The organism is Novosphingobium panipatense (assembly GCF_900182875.1).
In the GTDB taxonomy this organism is placed as follows: Bacteria; Pseudomonadota; Alphaproteobacteria; order Sphingomonadales; family Sphingomonadaceae; genus Novosphingobium; species Novosphingobium panipatense.
In genome coordinates, this window is record NZ_FXUI01000003.1 from 464156 (window position 1) to 480552 (window position 16397).

The 16397-nt window shown below is 65.9% G+C and carries 16 protein-coding genes and 1 tRNA gene; 12 read left to right on the forward strand and 5 right to left on the reverse strand.

The genetic code is table 11. The features are described 5' to 3' along the window. Positions 1–6 precede the first annotated feature (6 nt). The 3 genes from infB to rbfA all read left to right on the forward strand — a co-directional run bounded on the left by infB (position 7) and on the right by rbfA (position 3970). On the forward strand, positions 7–2778 hold the full coding sequence (gene infB, locus QOL62_RS07655; RefSeq protein ID WP_283405792.1) for a translation initiation factor IF-2: 2772 nt from the start codon (positions 7–9) through the stop codon (positions 2776–2778). Between the two features lie 124 nt (positions 2779–2902). After that, positions 2903–3439, forward strand: a complete 537-nt coding sequence (locus tag QOL62_RS07660; protein ID WP_103729413.1) for a DUF1697 domain-containing protein — start codon at positions 2903–2905, stop codon at positions 3437–3439. 138 nt (positions 3440–3577) lie between these two features. After that, positions 3578–3970, forward strand: a complete 393-nt coding sequence (gene rbfA / locus QOL62_RS07665; RefSeq protein ID WP_103729412.1) for a 30S ribosome-binding factor RbfA — start codon at positions 3578–3580, stop codon at positions 3968–3970. A 77-nt stretch (positions 3971–4047) separates the two neighbouring features. Here rbfA and QOL62_RS07670 read toward each other — a convergent pair whose 3' ends face one another. Beyond that, positions 4048–5655, reverse strand: coding sequence for a DUF1963 domain-containing protein (locus QOL62_RS07670; protein WP_283405793.1), 1608 nt, complete (start codon positions 5653–5655; stop codon positions 4048–4050). A 143-nt stretch (positions 5656–5798) separates the two neighbouring features. Here QOL62_RS07670 and QOL62_RS07675 point away from each other — a divergent pair, with 143 nt between their 5' ends. The 5 genes from QOL62_RS07675 (at position 5799) to pnp (ending at position 10648) form a co-directional block, all read left to right on the forward strand. Then, positions 5799–6389 carry a thymidine kinase gene (locus tag QOL62_RS07675; protein ID WP_103729410.1) on the forward strand — a complete coding sequence of 197 codons (591 nt, stop codon included), beginning with the start codon at positions 5799–5801 and terminating at the stop codon, positions 6387–6389. 73 nt (positions 6390–6462) lie between these two features. Next, positions 6463–6969: a DUF2239 family protein gene (locus tag QOL62_RS07680; RefSeq protein ID WP_283405794.1), complete on the forward strand. Its 507-nt coding sequence runs from the start codon at positions 6463–6465 to the stop codon at positions 6967–6969. Then, on the forward strand, positions 6969–7874 hold the full coding sequence (gene truB / locus QOL62_RS07685) for a tRNA pseudouridine(55) synthase TruB (RefSeq protein WP_283405795.1): 906 nt from the start codon (positions 6969–6971) through the stop codon (positions 7872–7874). The genes QOL62_RS07680 and truB overlap by 1 nt, the downstream gene beginning before the upstream one ends. A 5-nt stretch (positions 7875–7879) precedes the next feature. Then, entirely contained in the window at positions 7880–8149 is a 270-nt protein-coding gene (rpsO, locus tag QOL62_RS07690; RefSeq protein WP_103729407.1) for a 30S ribosomal protein S15, read from the forward strand. Between the two features lie 201 nt (positions 8150–8350). Then, positions 8351–10648, forward strand: a complete 2298-nt coding sequence (gene pnp, locus QOL62_RS07695) for a polyribonucleotide nucleotidyltransferase (RefSeq protein ID WP_103729406.1) — start codon at positions 8351–8353, stop codon at positions 10646–10648. Positions 10649–10752: 104 nt separating this feature from the next. Here the strand turns inward: pnp and QOL62_RS07700 are convergent, their stop codons facing one another. Continuing rightward, positions 10753–11238 (reverse strand): hypothetical protein, encoded by a 486-nt coding sequence (locus tag QOL62_RS07700; RefSeq protein WP_283405796.1) that lies wholly within the window; start codon positions 11236–11238, stop codon positions 10753–10755. Positions 11239–11357: 119 nt separating this feature from the next. Here QOL62_RS07700 and QOL62_RS07705 point away from each other — a divergent pair, with 119 nt between their 5' ends. Then, positions 11358–11768 carry a hypothetical protein gene (locus QOL62_RS07705; RefSeq protein ID WP_283405797.1) on the forward strand — a complete coding sequence of 137 codons (411 nt, stop codon included), beginning with the start codon at positions 11358–11360 and terminating at the stop codon, positions 11766–11768. A gap of 62 nt (positions 11769–11830) precedes the next feature. Here QOL62_RS07705 and QOL62_RS07710 read toward each other — a convergent pair whose 3' ends face one another. Further along, positions 11831–12505 (reverse strand): peptidylprolyl isomerase, encoded by a 675-nt coding sequence (locus QOL62_RS07710; protein ID WP_283405798.1) that lies wholly within the window; start codon positions 12503–12505, stop codon positions 11831–11833. A 15-nt stretch (positions 12506–12520) separates the two neighbouring features. Continuing rightward, positions 12521–13222, reverse strand: a complete 702-nt coding sequence (locus QOL62_RS07715) for a GcrA family cell cycle regulator (protein WP_283405799.1) — start codon at positions 13220–13222, stop codon at positions 12521–12523. Between the two features lie 96 nt (positions 13223–13318). On the opposite strand from QOL62_RS07715, the gene QOL62_RS07720 reads away from it, so the two are divergent. Then, positions 13319–14212, forward strand: a complete 894-nt coding sequence (locus tag QOL62_RS07720; RefSeq protein ID WP_103729401.1) for an ABC transporter permease — start codon at positions 13319–13321, stop codon at positions 14210–14212. Between the two features lie 51 nt (positions 14213–14263). On the opposite strand, the gene hspQ is transcribed toward QOL62_RS07720, so the two are convergent. Next, a complete protein-coding gene (gene hspQ, locus QOL62_RS07725) occupies positions 14264–14644 on the reverse strand; it encodes a heat shock protein HspQ (protein ID WP_103729400.1) in 381 nt (126 codons plus the stop codon). A 153-nt stretch (positions 14645–14797) separates the two neighbouring features. On the opposite strand from hspQ, the gene QOL62_RS07730 reads away from it, so the two are divergent. After that, positions 14798–14887: transfer RNA gene (locus tag QOL62_RS07730), tRNA-Ser, on the forward strand. A gap of 86 nt (positions 14888–14973) precedes the next feature. Beyond that, on the forward strand, positions 14974–16236 hold the full coding sequence (locus QOL62_RS07735) for a hypothetical protein (RefSeq protein ID WP_283405800.1): 1263 nt from the start codon (positions 14974–14976) through the stop codon (positions 16234–16236). Positions 16237–16397: the final 161 nt, after the last annotated feature.

Sequence of the window (16397 nt, forward strand, 5' to 3'; positions counted from 1 at the left end):
AGAAATATGAGCGAGACCGACAACAAACCGACCCTGGGCCGCAAGCCGCTTGGGCTTAAGCGCTCGGTGGAAGCGGGTGAGGTCAAGCAGACCTTCAGCCACGGCCGCACCAACAAGGTGGTGGTCGAGGTGAAGCGCCGCAAGCTGATCGGCAAGCCCGGCGAGGGCGAGGCTGCTCCGGCTCCCGCGCCCGAACCGAAGGCTGCCGCTGCTCCGGCACCGGCTCCGCAGCCGGCTGCGCCGCGTCCCGCTCCGCCGCCGCCGCCGGTCAAGCGTGCCGCGCCGTCCAACGAGACCCCGCAGGAGCGCGTTGCGCGCCTCCAGCGCGAGGCCGAGGAAGCACGCCTCCAGATGCTGGAGGAAGCGACTCGCCGCGAGCAGGAAGCACGCCTGCGCGCCATCGAGGAAGAGAAGCAGCGCGCCGATGCCAACCGCCGCGCCGAAGAGGAAGCCGCTGCGGCCGCCAAGGCTGAAGCAGACGCCGCCGCCAAGGCTGCCGAACCCGCTCCCGCTCCGCAGGAAGTCCCGGCTCCGGTCGAGACCCCGGCTCCGGCTGCCGAAGCACCCGCGGACAAGCCCGCTGAAGCGGCGCCCAAGGCGCCTGCCGCGAAGGCCGCCGAGCCCGCGCGCGCACCCGCTCCGGCGGCGACCCCGGTTCCCGCACCGCGTCGCTTCACTCCGGTGCAGCGCCCTGAGCCGCGCCGTCCCGAACCCGCAGCTTCGGCGGGCGCCGCTACGGCAGCGTCGGCAGGCTCGAGCGGCGGCAGCGCTGCTGCGCCCAAGGCTCCGGCCGGTGCCAAGAAGGGCGCTGCGACCGCGTCGTCGCGTCCGGGCTCCAACCAGCAGAGCGATCGCAATGCCAAGGGTGGCGATCGTCGCCAAGCCGGCAAGCTGACCGTCAGCCGCGCGCTCAACGACGACGAGGGCGCCCGCGCCCGTTCGCTCGCCGCCCTGAAGCGTGCACGTGAAAAGGAACGCCGTTCGAGCTTCAGCGGCCGTTCGCAGCCGCGCGAGAAGCAGGTGCGTGACGTCATCGTCCCCGAGGCGATCACCGTTGCCGAGCTGGCGAACCGCATGGCTGAAAAGGCAGCGGATCTCGTGAAGTCGATGTTCAAGATGGGCATGATGGTCACCGTCAACCAGACGATCGACCAGGATACGGCGGAGCTGCTGGTCGAGGAATTCGGCCACAACATCCAGCGCGTGTCGGAGAGCGACATCGACATCGACCACACCACGGACGTCGATCCGGAAGAGACGCTGAAGCCGCGTCCGCCGGTGGTCACGATCATGGGCCACGTCGACCACGGCAAGACCTCGCTGCTCGACGCGCTGCGTGGCACCGATGTCGTGCGCGGCGAAGCGGGCGGCATCACCCAGCACATGGGCGCCTACCAGATCAAGACCAAGGGCGGCGACTTCGTCACCTTCCTCGACACCCCGGGCCACGCCGCCTTCACGCAGATGCGTATGCGCGGCGCCAACGTCACGGACATCGTGGTGCTGGTGGTAGCGGCCGACGACGGCATCATGCCGCAGACGGTCGAGGCCATCAATCACACCAAGGCCGCGGGCGTGCCGATGATCGTCGCGATCAACAAGTGCGACAAGCCGGAAGCCAACCCGCAGAAGGTGCGTGAGCGTCTGCTCGAACACTCGATCGTGGTCGAGGAAATGTCGGGTGACGTGCAGGACGTCGAAGTCTCGGCCAAGACCGGCAAGGGTCTGGACGAGCTGATCGAGAAGATCCTGCTCCAGGCCGAACTGATGGAGCTCAAGGCCAATCCGGACCGCATGGCCGAAGCCACCGTGATCGAAGCCAAGCTCGACAAGGGCAAGGGTCCGCTCGCGACGGTGCTGGTCAACCGCGGCACGCTCAAGGTCGGCGACATCCTCGTCGTCGGCACGGAGAGCGGCCGTGTGCGCGCCATGCTCGACGACAAGGGGCGCCAGCTCAAGCAGGCTCCGCCCGCGATGCCGGTGGAAGTGCTGGGCATCGGCGGCGTGCCGATGGCCGGTGACCTGCTCACCGTCGTCGAAAGCGAGCAGCGCGCCCGCGAGGTGTCGGCCTACCGTCAGGAACAGGCGACCGCGAAGCGCACGGCGATGGCACCGGCAAGCCTCGATACCATGTTCTCGGCCCTCGCCGACAAGCAGAAGGTCATCGAGTACCCGGTCGTCGTGAAGGCGGACGTGCAGGGTTCGGTCGAGGCGATCAACGCCGCGCTCCACGCCCTCTCGAACGACGAGATCAAGGTGCGCATCCTGAACTCGGGCGTCGGCGCGATCACCGAAACCGACGTGACGCTGGCGGCTGCCAGCGACGCGCCGATCATCGGCTTCAACGTCCGTCCGAACGCCAAGGCCCGCGAACTGGTCGAGAAGACCAAGACGCCGATGATGTACTACGACGTCATCTACGAGCTGACCGCAGAGGTCGCGAAGCAGATGGCCGGCATCTGGGGTCCGGAGCGCATCGAAACGGTCGTCGGCCGCGCCGAAGTCAAGCAGGTCTTCCCGGCCGGCAAGCGCGACAAGGCCGCTGGTTTGCTGGTCCTCGAAGGCTACATCCGCAAGGGTCTCAGCGCGCGTCTCACCCGCAACGACGTCATCGTTTCGGCAACGACGATCGCCTCGCTGCGCCGCTTCAAGGACGATGTGGACGAAGTCCGCGCCGGTCTGGAGTGCGGTGTGGTTCTGGCCGACACGAACGACATCAAGGCGGGCGACCACCTCGAAGTCTTCGAAGTCAGCCACCGCGAACGCACCGTGGGCTGAGCCCGGGCTTCACAGCAACACTGACAGGGCGGCCATCGTCGGGAAACCGGCGGTGGCCGTTCCGCTTTTCCGCCACTGTCCGCTGTGGCAGGCTCGGCGGCGGAAAGACTGAGGACGAGATTGCATGACGCGCTACTGCGCCTTCTTCGCGGCCATCAACGTCGGGGGCAACCGGCTGACGATGGCGGACCTGCGCTACGCCTTCGAGCGGGAGGAGTTCGAGAACGTCGAGACCGTGGTGGCCAGCGGCAATGTCCTGTTCGACTTCGACGAGCGGCCGACCGAGGGGCTGGAGGAACTCTTCGCGTACATGATGAAGGACCGGTTCGACATGACCACCTTCGCCGCCGTCCGTACCCGCGAGGAGGTCCGCTCGGCCGTGGAGGACAACCCGTTCACCGGCATCGGCCAGGATCATTTCGTGCACACGCTGTTCCTTGAGCGCGATGCCGATCCGGAGCACTTCGACAGGATGGTCGCGGACCATTCCGGCAGAGGGCCCGAGAAGATCGCGCTGGGGCCGCGCTGCCTCTACATCGATTATGTGGATGGCGTGGGCGGCTCGAAACTGACCAGCGCCTTCATCGAGCGGCGGCTCGGTTGCCGGGGTACGGCGCGGAACGTGCGCTCGCTGGCGCGGATCCACAGCAAGATGGGATGATCCTGCGCCGCGTCAGACAAGCCGGAGCAGGCCCCGCCTTTGACGCGGGGTTGCATCCGCGATAACGGCAAATCCCGGGCGGGGAGCCGTAACACTCTGTTGCAAAATAGCGCGGGCCGCCCAAATGGACGCATCACGATGGCAAAACACCAGACTACTCCCGAACAGCACTCCGTCCGCCTCCTGAAGGTGGGTGAGCAGGTGCGCCATGTCATTTCCGAGATACTCACCCGCCAGCAGGTTCACGACGAGGTGCTGACGGCGCATTCCGTTTCCGTGACCGAGGTGCGCATGACGCCGGACCTGCGGCAGGCGACCGTTTACGTGAAGCCGCTGTTGGGCCAGGACGAGGAGGTCGTCCTCAAGGCGCTGCGCACAAACACCGCCTTCTTCCAGCGCGAGGTGGCGCAGCGGCTCAAGCTCAAGTTCGCGGCGAAGATTCGTTTCCGCTCGGACGAGACGTTCGACGAAGCCAGCCGGATCGACGCGCTGCTGAACGACCCGCGCGTGAAGCGGGACCTGGAGGACTGAGGGAAACCGCCCTGCCGTTGGCTTCAGCGGGGCAGGTGGGCCAAGGGGCCAGCGCCGTGGAGCCGGGGTTGTCGGCCTTACGGGAGTTCCTCGAAGGTCACCCGCGCCGCGCTCCAGTCCTGCGCGGCGAGCGAGACAGGATCGATCCGGAAACGCCAGACGCCGTTCTCCGGCCAACACCATTCCACGAGATCGTCGTAGCCCAGCTGCAGCAGGAGGGTGTCACCCCCGTCGATGTCGAGCATCCGGTGCTGGTGTACGGGCGGCAGCCTATACTCCCGGTTGATGCGGCGCAGGATCGGATCCGGCAGGGCCGCCAGCATCTCCGCCGGACCCACCATCATGGCGCGCAGCGAAATCGTCGCCAGTTGCGCCAGCGTACCGGGCACGCGGTCCTGCACGGCCGCACCGTAGCGTTCATGAACCTCGGCGAGGATGTCACCCACAATCGTCAGCTCGTCGGGTGTTAGCTGCGTCATGGGGTCACGCCCGGCGACGAACTGGTCCAGCGCGTCGACCATGGCGGGAAGCGCGGCGCATTGCTCCTGCAGGAGGGCAAAGTCGGCATCGAGCTGTTCGGCGATTTCCTGCGCGTCTTCCAGGGCATAGGGCACAGCGGCGGAATCGATGCGCAAGCGCGCGAGTTCCGCATGCTGGCGCGCCATTTCATCGCGGCGCCGCGCCAGGAGAGCGGGGCTTTCGTCCCGGGCGTCCTGCAGCCTATCGGCCAGGTGGATGACCGAATGCCACCATAGCGTTTCCAGCGGGGCACCGACGCCGGCTGCGTAGAATGGATGGTCGCGCAAGGGCGCGTAGCGGCGCAGTTGCTGCACGAAAGCGTCCTCGTCCGCAGGATCGGGGAGGTCGAGCGCGGCGGGGGTGACCGGCCAGAAGGGGAAGAACCAGCGCGTCAGTCGCGATGCCCGCACCGGGAAAGGTGAGCGGCCCTCCTCGTAGGCGGGTGGCAGGCCGTCAGGCGGGGCGCTGAAGTCGTGGACGCCTTCGGGCACCGGTACGACTGCGCCCTCTCCCAGGAAGAAGGCGAGGGAGCCGGTGGTCGGGAGCGGCGTGTCCGCGCGGGCGGCGGCCAGTTCCGCAAGGCTGATCTGTGCCGCGAAGGGCAGCGGGGTTCCGGCGGCGTCACGGGGCCAGGGGCGATCGCCCAGACGCGGCAGGCCGCCCAGCCAGCTTTGATCCATGAACCAGTCGCGATACCGTTCGCGCGGCTTGCGGATCAGCGCGATCGGGGTGGCCGGGGGCGGAAGCGGTGGCGGAGCGGCCGGCGCGGAGGGCGCTTCGGGAGGCTCCTCTTCGGTAGCAGGTCCTGCGGCCGGGAAGGCGAGCTCCGGCTCCTCCAGGGCAGGTGCCGAAGGCTCGCCGCCCGGCGCTGGAGATGCGGTGTCCTGCGAAGAGGAATGACGCGCGCGTGACCGATGGTCCTGCGCCGGCCGGGCGGTGGCGGGGGCGCGGGGGCCGGCTTTTACCGCCAGGGCGGCGAGGACGGCGAACCCGATCCCGGCCATCAGCAGCGCGAAGACGGCGGCGGAGCGACCCTGCATTTCAAGGACGCGCTGGCCAAGGGGGTCGAAAGGCGCGAAATCGCCGCCCAGCGGGATCAGCGCCAGCCAAGCCGCGATCGTGGCGGGCAGCGCGAAAGCTGCCAATGCGGCAAACAGTCTCTTCATGCGTCCGCGCGCTCCATCCGGTGCTCCCTTGTGGCCCCTCTTGCTCTTTGTTCGCTGTGGTGGACTGTTAAGGGCAATCGAGCCGGGGAGAAGCCCGGCAAGGCGCGTGCGTCGCCCCGGAGGCGGTGTTATCCCCAGAACCGATGGCCAAGCTCTATTTCTACTATGCCAGCATGAACGCGGGCAAATCGACCACGCTGCTGCAGGCGAACTTCAACTACCACGAACGTGGCATGCGCACGATGCTGTGGACCGCCGCGATCGACGACCGCAGTGCGGAAATGGGGACCGACCACGCGATCGAGAGCCGCATCGGCCTCCACGCCGCCGCGCACCGCTTCGATCCGGGCACCGATCTTTTGCAACAGGTGCGTGCAGCGCACGCGGTGGAGCCGATCTCCTGCGTGCTGGTGGACGAAGCGCAATTTCTCACCCCTGAGCAAGCGTGGCAGTGCGCGGACATCGCCGACAAGGCCGACATTCCCGTGCTTTGCTATGGCCTGCGGACGGATTTCCGGGGAGTGCTGTTCCCCGGCGCCGCCGTGCTGCTGGGGATAGCCGATGCGCTGGTGGAGCTGAAGGCGGTGTGCCACTGCGGGCGCAAGGCCTCGATGAACCTGCGGGTGGACGAAAGTGGCGCCGCCGTCAGCGAAGGCGCCCAGACCGAGATCGGCGGGAACGACCGCTACGTCGCACTCTGTCGCCGCCACTTCAGCGAAGCGCTCGGTCGCTAGCCACTATATTTTACCCGGGTGAATTGACCTTTTGCGCCCGGTGAAATAGTGGGGCTAGCGAAAGGAAGCTGGCATGACCGTGACGGTGTTCTACAAGGACGAGGTGATCGCGCGCGGCGAGCCGGGTGCCTTCACGCAAGCCCTGCGCGATCTGGGGCCGCTTTCGCGCAGCAGCGATCTTCTCGGCTTCGATGACGATACCGGCCGGCAGGTTGACCTCGACCTGACCGGGAGGGCCGCGCCCCGGCCCCGGGGGCGCCCGTCGCTGGGGGTGGAGGCGCGCGAAGTGACGCTGCTCCCCCGCCACTGGGGATGGCTGTCCACGCAATCGGGCGGAGCTTCCGTGACCTTGCGGAAGCTGGTGGAAGCCGCCATGCGCGCCGGGCGCAGCGAGCGGGATTGCCTTGACGCGGCGTATCGGTTTCTCACCGTCATGGCGGGCGATCGCCCCGGGTACGAGGAAGCGATCCGCGCCCTCTACTCCGGCGACCGCGAGAACTTCGACGCGCTTTGCGTCCTTCTGCCCACTGCCGTTGCCGAGCATGCCCGCAAGCTCGCCTGGCCCAAGGAAAGCCTCTGATGCCGCAAGGCTGGATCATTCTCGATAAACCCCTGGGACTGGGTTCCACCCAGGCCGTCGCCGCCGTGAAGCGCAACCTGCGCGAGGCGGGATACGGCAAGAAGGTCAAGGTCGGCCACGGCGGCACGCTCGATCCGCTTGCCTCCGGCATTCTCCCGGTGGCGCTGGGGGAGGCGACGAAGCTGACCGGCCGCATGCTGGACGCGAGCAAGGCCTATGAGTTCACGGTGCGCTTCGGCACTGAGACGGAAACGCTCGACCTCGAAGGCGCCGTGATCGCCAGCAGCGATGTGCGGCCAACCGCCGCTGAAGTGGAGGCGGTGCTGGCGCGGTTCACCGGGCCGATCGAACAGGTTCCGCCTGCCTACTCCGCCCTGAAGGTCGACGGGGAGCGGGCTTACGATCTCGCGCGCTCGGGCGTGGCGGTCGAGTTGAAGGCGCGGGCGGTGACGATCTTCGAGCTGCGGCTGCTGCGTTTCGACGAGGCGGAAGGGGCGACCCTTCTGGCGAAAGTCTCGAAGGGTACTTATATACGCAGCCTCGCGCGGGATATCGCGCGAGGCCTGGGGAGCTGCGGCACGGTCACCATGCTGCGCCGGATCCAGGCCGGTCCGTTCGACCTGTCTCACGCGATTTCGCTGGACAAATTGAACGAAATCGGCAAGGGCGCTCCGCTTGAACAGATACTCTTGCCGCTGGAGGTGGGGCTGGACGACATCCCGGCCATCGACCTCGATCCGGAGCAGGCAAGGGCGGTCCGACAGGGCCGCGTTCTGACCGGAATGCCCCATGAAGACGGGCTTTACTGGGTGAGGCAAGGGGTAACCCCCGTCGCGCTGGTCGAGCTTTCGGACCACGAGGTCCGTGTCGTCAGGGGGTTCAATCTCTCGGATGTCGCGGAGTAGAAGACATGTCGGTTACCGCTGAAAAGAAGCAGGACATCATTTCGGACAACGCTCGCGCCTCTGGCGACACGGGCAGCCCGGAAGTTCAGGTCGCGATCCTCACCGAGCGCATCAAGAACCTGACGGAGCACTTCAAGGCGCACCACAAGGACAACCACTCGCGTCGCGGTCTGCTGGCCATGGTCAACAAGCGCCGCTCGCTGCTGGACTACCTGAAGAAGAAGGATGTGGCGCGCTACAACGCCCTCATCCAGAAGCTCGGTCTGCGTAAGTAAGATCGACATGGAAGCGGCCCCCAGCGGGCCGCTTCTTGTATGCGGGCGGCGCATGCGATCGCATCTGTCGCTCACCACACGGGTATCTCCGCAATCCGGCGGAGGGCCCTGGGGCCTGACAAAGCCCCGCACCGGACCGGGACGGTATCCCCGGCAGTAAGCCCCGCAAGGCAATAGGGCCTGCGGGTCGAGGAATTGATAATGTTCGACGTAAAGACCGTAAGCATGGAGTGGGGCGGCAAGACCCTCACCCTCGAAACCGGCCGCATCGCCCGTCAGGCCGATGGCGCCGTTCTCGCCACCTATGGCGAAACCGTTGTGCTCTGCGCGGTGACCGCCGCCAAGTCGGTGAAGGAAGGCCAGGACTTCTTCCCGCTGACCGTGCACTACCAGGAAAAGTTTTCCGCAGCCGGCCGCATCCCCGGCGGCTTCTTCAAGCGTGAGCGCGGCGCGACCGAAAAGGAAACGCTGACCAGCCGCCTGATCGACCGTCCGGTCCGCCCGCTGTTCCCCGAGGGCTTCTACAACGAGATCAACGTCATCGCTCAGGTCCTGAGCTTCGACGGTGAGACCGAAGCCGACATCGTCGCGATGATCGCGGCTTCGGCTGCCCTGACGATCTCGGGCGTTCCCTTCATGGGCCCGATCGGCGCCGCCCGCGTCGGCTTCGTCGACGGCGAGTACACGCTGAACCCGAAGCAGACCACGGCTCTTGAGGAAGGTCGCCTCGACCTCGTCGTCGCCGCGACCGGCGATGCCGTGATGATGGTGGAATCGGAAGCCAAGGAGCTGACCGAGGAAGAGATGCTGGGTGCCGTCGTGTTCGCGCACGACGAGATCCGCAAGGTCGTCAATCTCATCATCGATCTCGCAGAACAGGCCGCCAAGGACCCCTGGGACATCGACCTGTCGGACAACACCGCCGACATCAAGGCGAAGCTCAAGAAGGCCGTCGGCAAGGACATCGCCGCTGCCTACAAGCTGACCAACAAGTCCAAGCGCTCGGACGCGCTGAACGCGGCCCGCGCCAAGGCGAAGGAAGCTTTCTCCGACGAGACGCCGCAGACCCAGATGGTCGCCATCAAGACCATGAAGAAGCTGGAAGCGGAAATCGTGCGTGGCGCCATCCTCAAGGACGGCAAGCGCATCGACGGCCGCACGCTTGAACAGGTCCGCCCGATCGAGGCGATCGTCGGCTTCCTGCCCCGCACGCACGGTTCCTCGCTGTTCACGCGCGGTGAGACGCAGGCGATCTGCACCACCACGCTGGGCACCAAGGACGCCGAGCAGATGATCGACGGCCTCGAAGGCCTGTCGTACTCGTCGTTCATGCTGCACTACAACTTCCCGCCTTACTCGGTCGGTGAAGTGGGTCGCTTCGGCGCCCCTGGCCGCCGCGAAGTCGGCCACGGCAAGCTGGCATGGCGCGCGCTGCACCCGGTGCTGCCTTCGAAGGAAGACTTCCCCTACACGATCCGCGTTCTCTCGGACATCACGGAGTCGAACGGTTCGTCCTCGATGGCCACCGTCTGCGGCGGTTCGCTCTCGATGATGGACGCCGGCGTACCGCTGGTTCGCCCGGTGTCGGGCATCGCGATGGGCCTGATCCTTGAGGGCAAGGAATTTGCCGTTCTCTCGGACATCCTGGGCGACGAGGATCACCTCGGCGACATGGACTTCAAGGTCGCGGGCACCGAAGCGGGCATCACCACGATGCAGATGGACATCAAGATCGCCGGCATCACGCGCGAGATCATGGCCAAGGCGCTGGAGCAGGCGAAGGCCGGCCGCGCGCACATCCTGGGTGAAATGACCAAGGCTCTGGGTTCGTCGCGCACCGAACTGTCGGCACATGCTCCGCGCATCGAGACGATTCAGATCGACAAGTCGAAGATCCGCGACGTCATCGGCACCGGCGGCAAGGTCATCCGCGAGATCGTCGCGGAGACCGGCGCGAAGGTGGACATCGACGACGAAGGCGTGATCAAGATCTCGTCCTCCGACATCAACCAGATCGAAGCCGCCAAGAAGTGGATCCTCGGCATCGTCGAGGAAGCGGAAGTCGGCAAGGTCTACAAGGGCAAGGTCGTCAACATCGTCGACTTCGGCGCCTTCGTGAACTTCATGGGCGGCAAGGACGGTCTCGTCCACGTGTCCGAAATGAAGAACGAGCGCGTGGAAAAGCCCACCGATGTCGTCAAGGAAGGCCAGGAGGTCTACGTCAAGGTCCTCGAAATCGATCAGCGCGGGAAGGTTCGCCTGTCGATGCGCGTCGTCGATCAGGACACCGGCGCCGAGCTGGAAGACACCCGTCCGCCCCGCGAACCGCGTGAACCGCGCGGCGATCGTGGCGAAGGTGGTCGCGGTGGCGACCGCCGTGGACCGCGCCGTGACGGCGGTGGCCGTGGCGGCGATCGCGGTCCGCGCGGTCCGCGTCGCGACGGCGGTGGTGAAGGTGGCAACCCGAACCACATGCCCGCCTTCCTCAAGGAAGACTGATCGGGTCACTCCGGTACGGAAAACGAGGGGGTCGCGCGAAAGCGCGGCCCCTTTTTCGTTGCAGCGCCCGGGGCGGAGGCCCGGCGGCCTGCGCGGGTGTGAGGTTAACGCGGTCTCTCGGAAGGCGCAGGAGGGGGAGGGGGCGGCGGAGGAGGAGGCGTGATGCTCTTCGAACAGAAGCCGAACTCGGAACAGGCTCCCCAGTCCGGAACACCCGCGAAGCGGATCTGGAGATGCACGTCGACGTGGGACAGCTGGCCCGCAAGCGCCTTCGCGCTCGATGACGCCATGCGGAAGGCTTCAGCCACCGCGATCAATTCGGAAGTGTAGGGACCTGCCTGCTCCGACGCCCGCAACAGCGAACACTCTGCGAGCAGGCCTTCCCTCTTCACCTTCCCGCATCGGATCTCAGCGTGGAGGTAGGCTTTGCCAGGGCTGGTGAAGATCCGCTCAAGCATCGGTATCGGCGGCTCTCCGGCCCAGACGATCGGTTCCGCCGAGCCGTCCCTCCTGACTGCTTTTCCAACGGCATCGGCATAGACGCCTTGCTCGGGGAGGAAGGCGGCAGCGGCCAGGAGCCAAAGAGACATCGATACCCCCAGGTTGGGTGCAGTTTCGGATGAGGTTAGCGTGCAATAACCATACTGGCCACATCTGACGTCAGACGCAGCATCCCGCTGAAATGCGCTCGCGTTTTCGATGCACGATGATGACCGGGCGTGATAATGCCTGCGGGATGGCACCAGGTGAACAGCTCAATCCTGCGGATTCGGACGAGAGCCTCGTTGAAGAAGAGAGCGTCCGGGAGGACGTGAGGGCCTTCGGTTACCTGAGCATACTTCTCCTGCTGCCGACGTTGGCTTTCGGAGCTGTCTTTTCTGCCCTTCTCGATCTTCCGGGCTGGACTGTCCTCCTTCTCGCGGTTCCGGTGCTGCTGGCTCCGAGGCTCTATGCCCTCTGGCGCCTTGACCAATCCTCGCTGCGGGTGAAAATTGCAGGTGTCTTCCCGTCGCGGGCGGCGCGGCGGAAGTGGTTGATCATCGCCGCCGTCGTGGTCCTTGCCGAAATGCTGGCGCATGTCCTGGCGCCTCACGTACTCGGGTCTGCTCCGGGTTGGTGATGCCTGTCAGGCCGGGGGAACCCTGCACAACGATTGCCGCCTCAACTCGCGGGCGCGGGGCGTTATTGTCCTGCAGGGGGCGCCTTGGTGCGGCGGGCGCTGATTATCTTCACGTCCTGCTCGAGGATCTGGCCCTTCATCACGCCTTCGCCCTTGGTGGCGGAACGCGGCAGGCTCCAGATCGTACGCACGACATCCATGCCCGACGCCACGTGGCCGAAGGCGGCAAAGCCGGCGCCGGGATCGGTGCCGTCGTCGCCCGGCCGGGCATCAAGGGACGGCATGTCTGACAGCAGGATCAGGAAGTCGGCCTGTGCGGAGCCGGGCGCAAAGCGAGCCATAGAGACGGTGCCCGCGACATGCTTGATGCCGCTCCTGCTGTTCGGCTCATGCGCCACCGGAGGGAGCAGGTTTGCGCCGTTTCGTACGCCGCCTTGAAGCAACCCCTGTGCCGGATCATGATCGAGATGCATGGCGCGGTAGAACACTGCGCCGTCCATCTTGCGCGCATCGACGTACTTGAGGAAGTTGGCCGTGGTCAGCGGCGCGTGGATCTTGTCCAGCGCCAGCGTGACGACGCCTTGCGGCACCGTCAGCGCGACATAGACGTATTCCGCCGGAGCAGGAGCAGGAACGGCTTGAGGCGCTGCCGGAGCCACAGGTGCGGCATTCTGCGCAAGGGAAGGGGAGAAGGCGAGCGGCGCTGCCAGAAGGGCAAGCGCCGCGCGAAGCCTCATCCCCGGCCCCATAAATCAGCGAACCCGGGGGCCGCCGAACGGCAGTGGCGGCGGCGCACGACGCGCGCCGCGCGGCAACTGCGCCTGATACGCACGGCCGCAATGCTCCACGCAATACGGGAAGCCGGGGTTCACCTTCTCACCGCAGAAGTGGAAGTCCGGTTCGCCCGGGTGGCCCATCGGCCAGCGGCAGATGCGATCGTTGAGGTCGAGCAGGCTGGTCTTGCCGGCGATCTCGGGGCTCGGCTTGGCCGGGACGAGGCGGCGCGGCGGCGCGGGCGGGATCGGCTGCTGCTGGTCACCCGGGCCCTGCCGCAGGAAGCCGCCGGGGCCGACGGACACGATGCGCGGCTGTGCCGGCGCGGCGGGTGCGGCATCGGCCGCAGGCGCGACGGGCTGTGCTGGCGCGCGCGGAGCCGGAGCCTGCGGGGCCGGCGCGGCAGCGCGTGCGGCGGGTGCTTCGGCGCGGGGCGCGGGAGCCGGCTCAGGCGCCGGCGCAGCTTCGACGGGTTTGGGCTTCTTCGGAGCGGGGGCCGGGCGTGCGGGCTTGTCGTTCGCCTTTACCGGGGAAGGACGCGCCTTGAGGCCGAGGCGATGGGCCTTGCCGATCACCGCGTTGCGGCTGACGCCGCCAAGCTCGTCCGCGATCTGGCTGGCGGTTGCCCCGCCTTCCCACATCTTGGTCAGCTTCTCGATCCGCTCGTCCGTCCAGCTCATTCCAGTTCCATCTTACGAAGCGAAGCGATCACAGAATCGCCTCAGATTTCCAAGCGCCGCTTGCCTCGGAAGGCTTCAGCCGATAGTCGCCGGACCATGGCCGATCAACCCCATTCGACTGAGCTGCCGAACGCCCCGGGAGCTTACGACCCCGCTGACGGCTCGAAGCGCCGTTTCCCCACGAAGGGAGAGCCGATCATCCACCAGGTGAACTGGGTGGGGCTCAAGACCCTTTATATGAAGGAGGTGCGGCGTTTCTTCAAGGTCCAGACACAGACGATCTGGGCGCCCGCCATCACGACGATGCTGTTCCTCGTCATCTTTTCCGTTGCATTGGGCCGTGGCGGACGGGAGGTCCTGGGCGTGAACTTCGCGACCTTCGTGGCGCCCGGCCTGATCGTCATGGGCATGATGCAGAACGCCTTCGCCAACTCCAGCTTTTCCTTCCTGGCCGGCAAGGTGCAGGGCACCATCATCGACTTCCTCATGCCCCCGCTGACCGAGGGCGAACTGATGGTGGCGATGATCGGCGCGGCTGTTACGCGGGCGGTGCTGGTGGGGCTGGCGCTGGTGGCCGCGATGTTGCTGTGGCCGGGCGTCGACCTGTCTGTCGCGCACCCGTGGGCAGTGGTCTGGTTTGGTCTGGCAGGTTCGGTGTTCCTGGCGCTGCTCGGGCTTCTCTCCTCGATCTGGGCAGAAAAGTTCGACCACAACGCGGCCGTCACCAACTTCGTCATCGCGCCGCTGTCACTTCTGTCGGGCACGTTCTACGTGATCGACAACCTGGCACCCGCGTTTCAGACGATCAGCCGGGCGAACCCCTTCTTCTACATCATTTCGGGCTTCCGCTTCGGCTTCCTGGGCCAGAGCGACATCGGCGATACCAACATGGCGGTGCTGCACAGCGCGATCGGCGTCGGGCTGCTTGACGCCGCGATGGCGGTGCTGGTGTTCCTGGTCCTGCGATCGGGCTGGAAGCTCAAGGGCTGACGCCGGCGCAGGCGGCCCCGGCATCGCGCGCCAGCTCTCGATTAAGGCCTCTCAGTGCGCGAGGCCACGCCGCAGCGGGTAGCGGCCGTTGCTGTAATCGTCGAACAGCTCCGACAGGGACGGGTGCTCTACCGGGCCGCCCTCCGCGTCGGCCGTGAGGTTCTGCTGGCTCACATAGGCAACGTAGCTGGAATCGCCGCTTTCGGCGAGCAGGTGGTAGTAGGGTTGTTCGCGCTCGGGCCGGACTTCGGCAGGGATCGACTGGTACCATTCTTCGCTGTTCGCAAAGACGGGATCTATGTCGAATACCACCCCGCGGAAATCATGATGCCTGTGCCGCACGATGTCTCCGATCGCGAAACGCGCGCGCGTACGAAGCGGTGCATCGATCACGCGTCCGGCCTGAGGCGAAAAGAAGGACGCTCTGTTCATGGCTCCCATCTAGGTTTGCTGCCTTAAGCAAACAAGCAGGAAGCGTCGCCAGTTCCCGTTTTTTGAAATGAGGGCTTGGCAAGCCCGAACAAGTCGGCTAACGGCGCGCTTCCCGACCCGGTGGAACCAGTTTCCACCGCACACGTCTCGAGCGGAGAGGTGGCAGAGTGGTCGAATGCGCCGCACTCGAAATGCGGTGTACGGGTAACCGTACCGTGGGTTCGAATCCCACCCTCTCCGCCACGACTTTCCTAAGTGATTGTCGTCATTTAACCTTCTGACAAAGCGTCGCTTTCCACCGTCCCGGTGCTACAAAGTGGTGCTACAAAATGCGGTTGATGACGCATGTTCGAAGGTCGAGTGATGGCGGATTCGAAGTCCGCATCGTGGTCCCCGTTGGCCTTCGCTCCACGATCGGTAAAACGAACCTGACCCGACGCCTCGGGCGGCTCTCGAAATCGGACGCCAATCGTCTGGCCGCGCCGGTCATCCAGCAGTTCCATGATCTCATTGAGCGAGCAAAGGCAGGGCCGCTCGACGATCCATCCCCTGTGCCTGTTGGCGTCGCCACCTTGGCCCCACCTTCGAAGCCTTCTCCCCGGCAGGCTTCCTCGCCGAAGTTGATGGCGATCTTCGAAGGGTATCTGCGCGAACGGCAGCCGTCGCCTGCGACGATCAAGCGGTGGCGTCCGGTGATCACCCATCTTGTCGATCATCTTGGGCATGACGAGCCGCGCAGCATCAGCGCTGATGATATCATTGGCTGGAAGGAGGCGCTGGCCCGTCAGGGCGCTAGTGGGCGGACGATCCGCGAAGTTTATCTCGCTGCCGCCAAGGTGGTGTTCGCATGGGGCGTCGAGAATCGGAAGCTGGACGCCAACCCCGCCGCTGGCGTCTCCGTGCGGGTGCCGAAGCGGCACCGCCCGCGTGGGCCGAGCTTCACTTCAACCGAGGCGCGCACGATCCTGTCGGCATCGCTCTCAAGGGATCAGGGCAAGATCAGCCGTGAGCACGCTCTGGCTCGACGGTGGATACCATGGATGTGCGCCTACAGCGGTGCGCGCGTCGGGGAGATCGCTCAGATGCGGGGCCGGGACATCACTGAGGTGGATGGCATCTGGGCGATGCGGATCACGCCGGAGGCCGGTTCGACCAAGAGCGGGCAAGCGCGGATCGTGCCGCTTCACCCACATCTGGTGGAGCAAGGGTTGCTGAGGGTAGCGGAAAAGGCTGGCGACGGGCCGATCTTCTATGACCCCGCGCGTGGTCGAGGCGGGTCTGCTGGCAACGCCCATTATCGGAAGGTCGGTGAACGGTTGGCCGCATGGGTGCGCGACCTCGGCGTCGATGACCCGCATGTCCAGCCCAACCATGGGTGGCGGCACCTATACAAGACCCTCGCCCGCCGAGCGGGCATGGAGCCCGAGGTGCGCGACGCGATCCAAGGCCACGCGCCTCGTAGCATCAGTGAGACCTACGGTGAGTGGCCGATCGATGTCTTGGCTCGGGCGGTCAACCTGCTGCCAAGGTTCAATGTCGGTGGATCAGTGAACAGGGCGTCCCCGCACGCGGGAACGCTCACCACTTTGTAGCACCGGGACGGTGGAAAGCGACGCTTTGTCAGAAGGTTAAATGACGACAATCACTTAGGAAAGTCGTGGCGGAGAGGGTGGGAAGCCGTTCAACGCCATAAAACCCGCTGATATCGCGTGCTATTTCGAGGTTCATTGATAGCAGATTGTCGCACTGAAGT

Excerpts from the sequence above, each read along its gene's own strand:
- infB (WP_283405792.1), top strand. The coding sequence starts at position 7 with ATGAGCGAGACCGACAACAAACCGACCCTGGGCCGCAAGCCGCTTGGG.
- QOL62_RS07660 (WP_103729413.1), top strand. The coding sequence starts at position 2,903 with ATGACGCGCTACTGCGCCTTCTTCGCGGCCATCAACGTCGGGGGCAAC.
- rbfA (WP_103729412.1), top strand. The coding sequence starts at position 3,578 with ATGGCAAAACACCAGACTACTCCCGAACAGCACTCCGTCCGCCTCCTG.
- QOL62_RS07670 (WP_283405793.1), bottom strand. The coding sequence starts at position 5,655 with ATGAAGAGACTGTTTGCCGCATTGGCAGCTTTCGCGCTGCCCGCCACG.
- QOL62_RS07675 (WP_103729410.1), top strand. The coding sequence starts at position 5,799 with ATGGCCAAGCTCTATTTCTACTATGCCAGCATGAACGCGGGCAAATCG.
- QOL62_RS07680 (WP_283405794.1), top strand. The coding sequence starts at position 6,463 with ATGACCGTGACGGTGTTCTACAAGGACGAGGTGATCGCGCGCGGCGAG.
- truB (WP_283405795.1), top strand. The coding sequence starts at position 6,969 with ATGCCGCAAGGCTGGATCATTCTCGATAAACCCCTGGGACTGGGTTCC.
- rpsO (WP_103729407.1), top strand. The coding sequence starts at position 7,880 with ATGTCGGTTACCGCTGAAAAGAAGCAGGACATCATTTCGGACAACGCT.
- pnp (WP_103729406.1), top strand. The coding sequence starts at position 8,351 with ATGTTCGACGTAAAGACCGTAAGCATGGAGTGGGGCGGCAAGACCCTC.
- QOL62_RS07700 (WP_283405796.1), bottom strand. The coding sequence starts at position 11,238 with ATGTCTCTTTGGCTCCTGGCCGCTGCCGCCTTCCTCCCCGAGCAAGGC.
- QOL62_RS07705 (WP_283405797.1), top strand. The coding sequence starts at position 11,358 with ATGACCGGGCGTGATAATGCCTGCGGGATGGCACCAGGTGAACAGCTC.
- QOL62_RS07710 (WP_283405798.1), bottom strand. The coding sequence starts at position 12,505 with ATGAGGCTTCGCGCGGCGCTTGCCCTTCTGGCAGCGCCGCTCGCCTTC.
- QOL62_RS07715 (WP_283405799.1), bottom strand. The coding sequence starts at position 13,222 with ATGAGCTGGACGGACGAGCGGATCGAGAAGCTGACCAAGATGTGGGAA.
- QOL62_RS07720 (WP_103729401.1), top strand. The coding sequence starts at position 13,319 with ATGGCCGATCAACCCCATTCGACTGAGCTGCCGAACGCCCCGGGAGCT.
- hspQ (WP_103729400.1), bottom strand. The coding sequence starts at position 14,644 with ATGAACAGAGCGTCCTTCTTTTCGCCTCAGGCCGGACGCGTGATCGAT.
- QOL62_RS07735 (WP_283405800.1), top strand. The coding sequence starts at position 14,974 with ATGCGGTTGATGACGCATGTTCGAAGGTCGAGTGATGGCGGATTCGAA.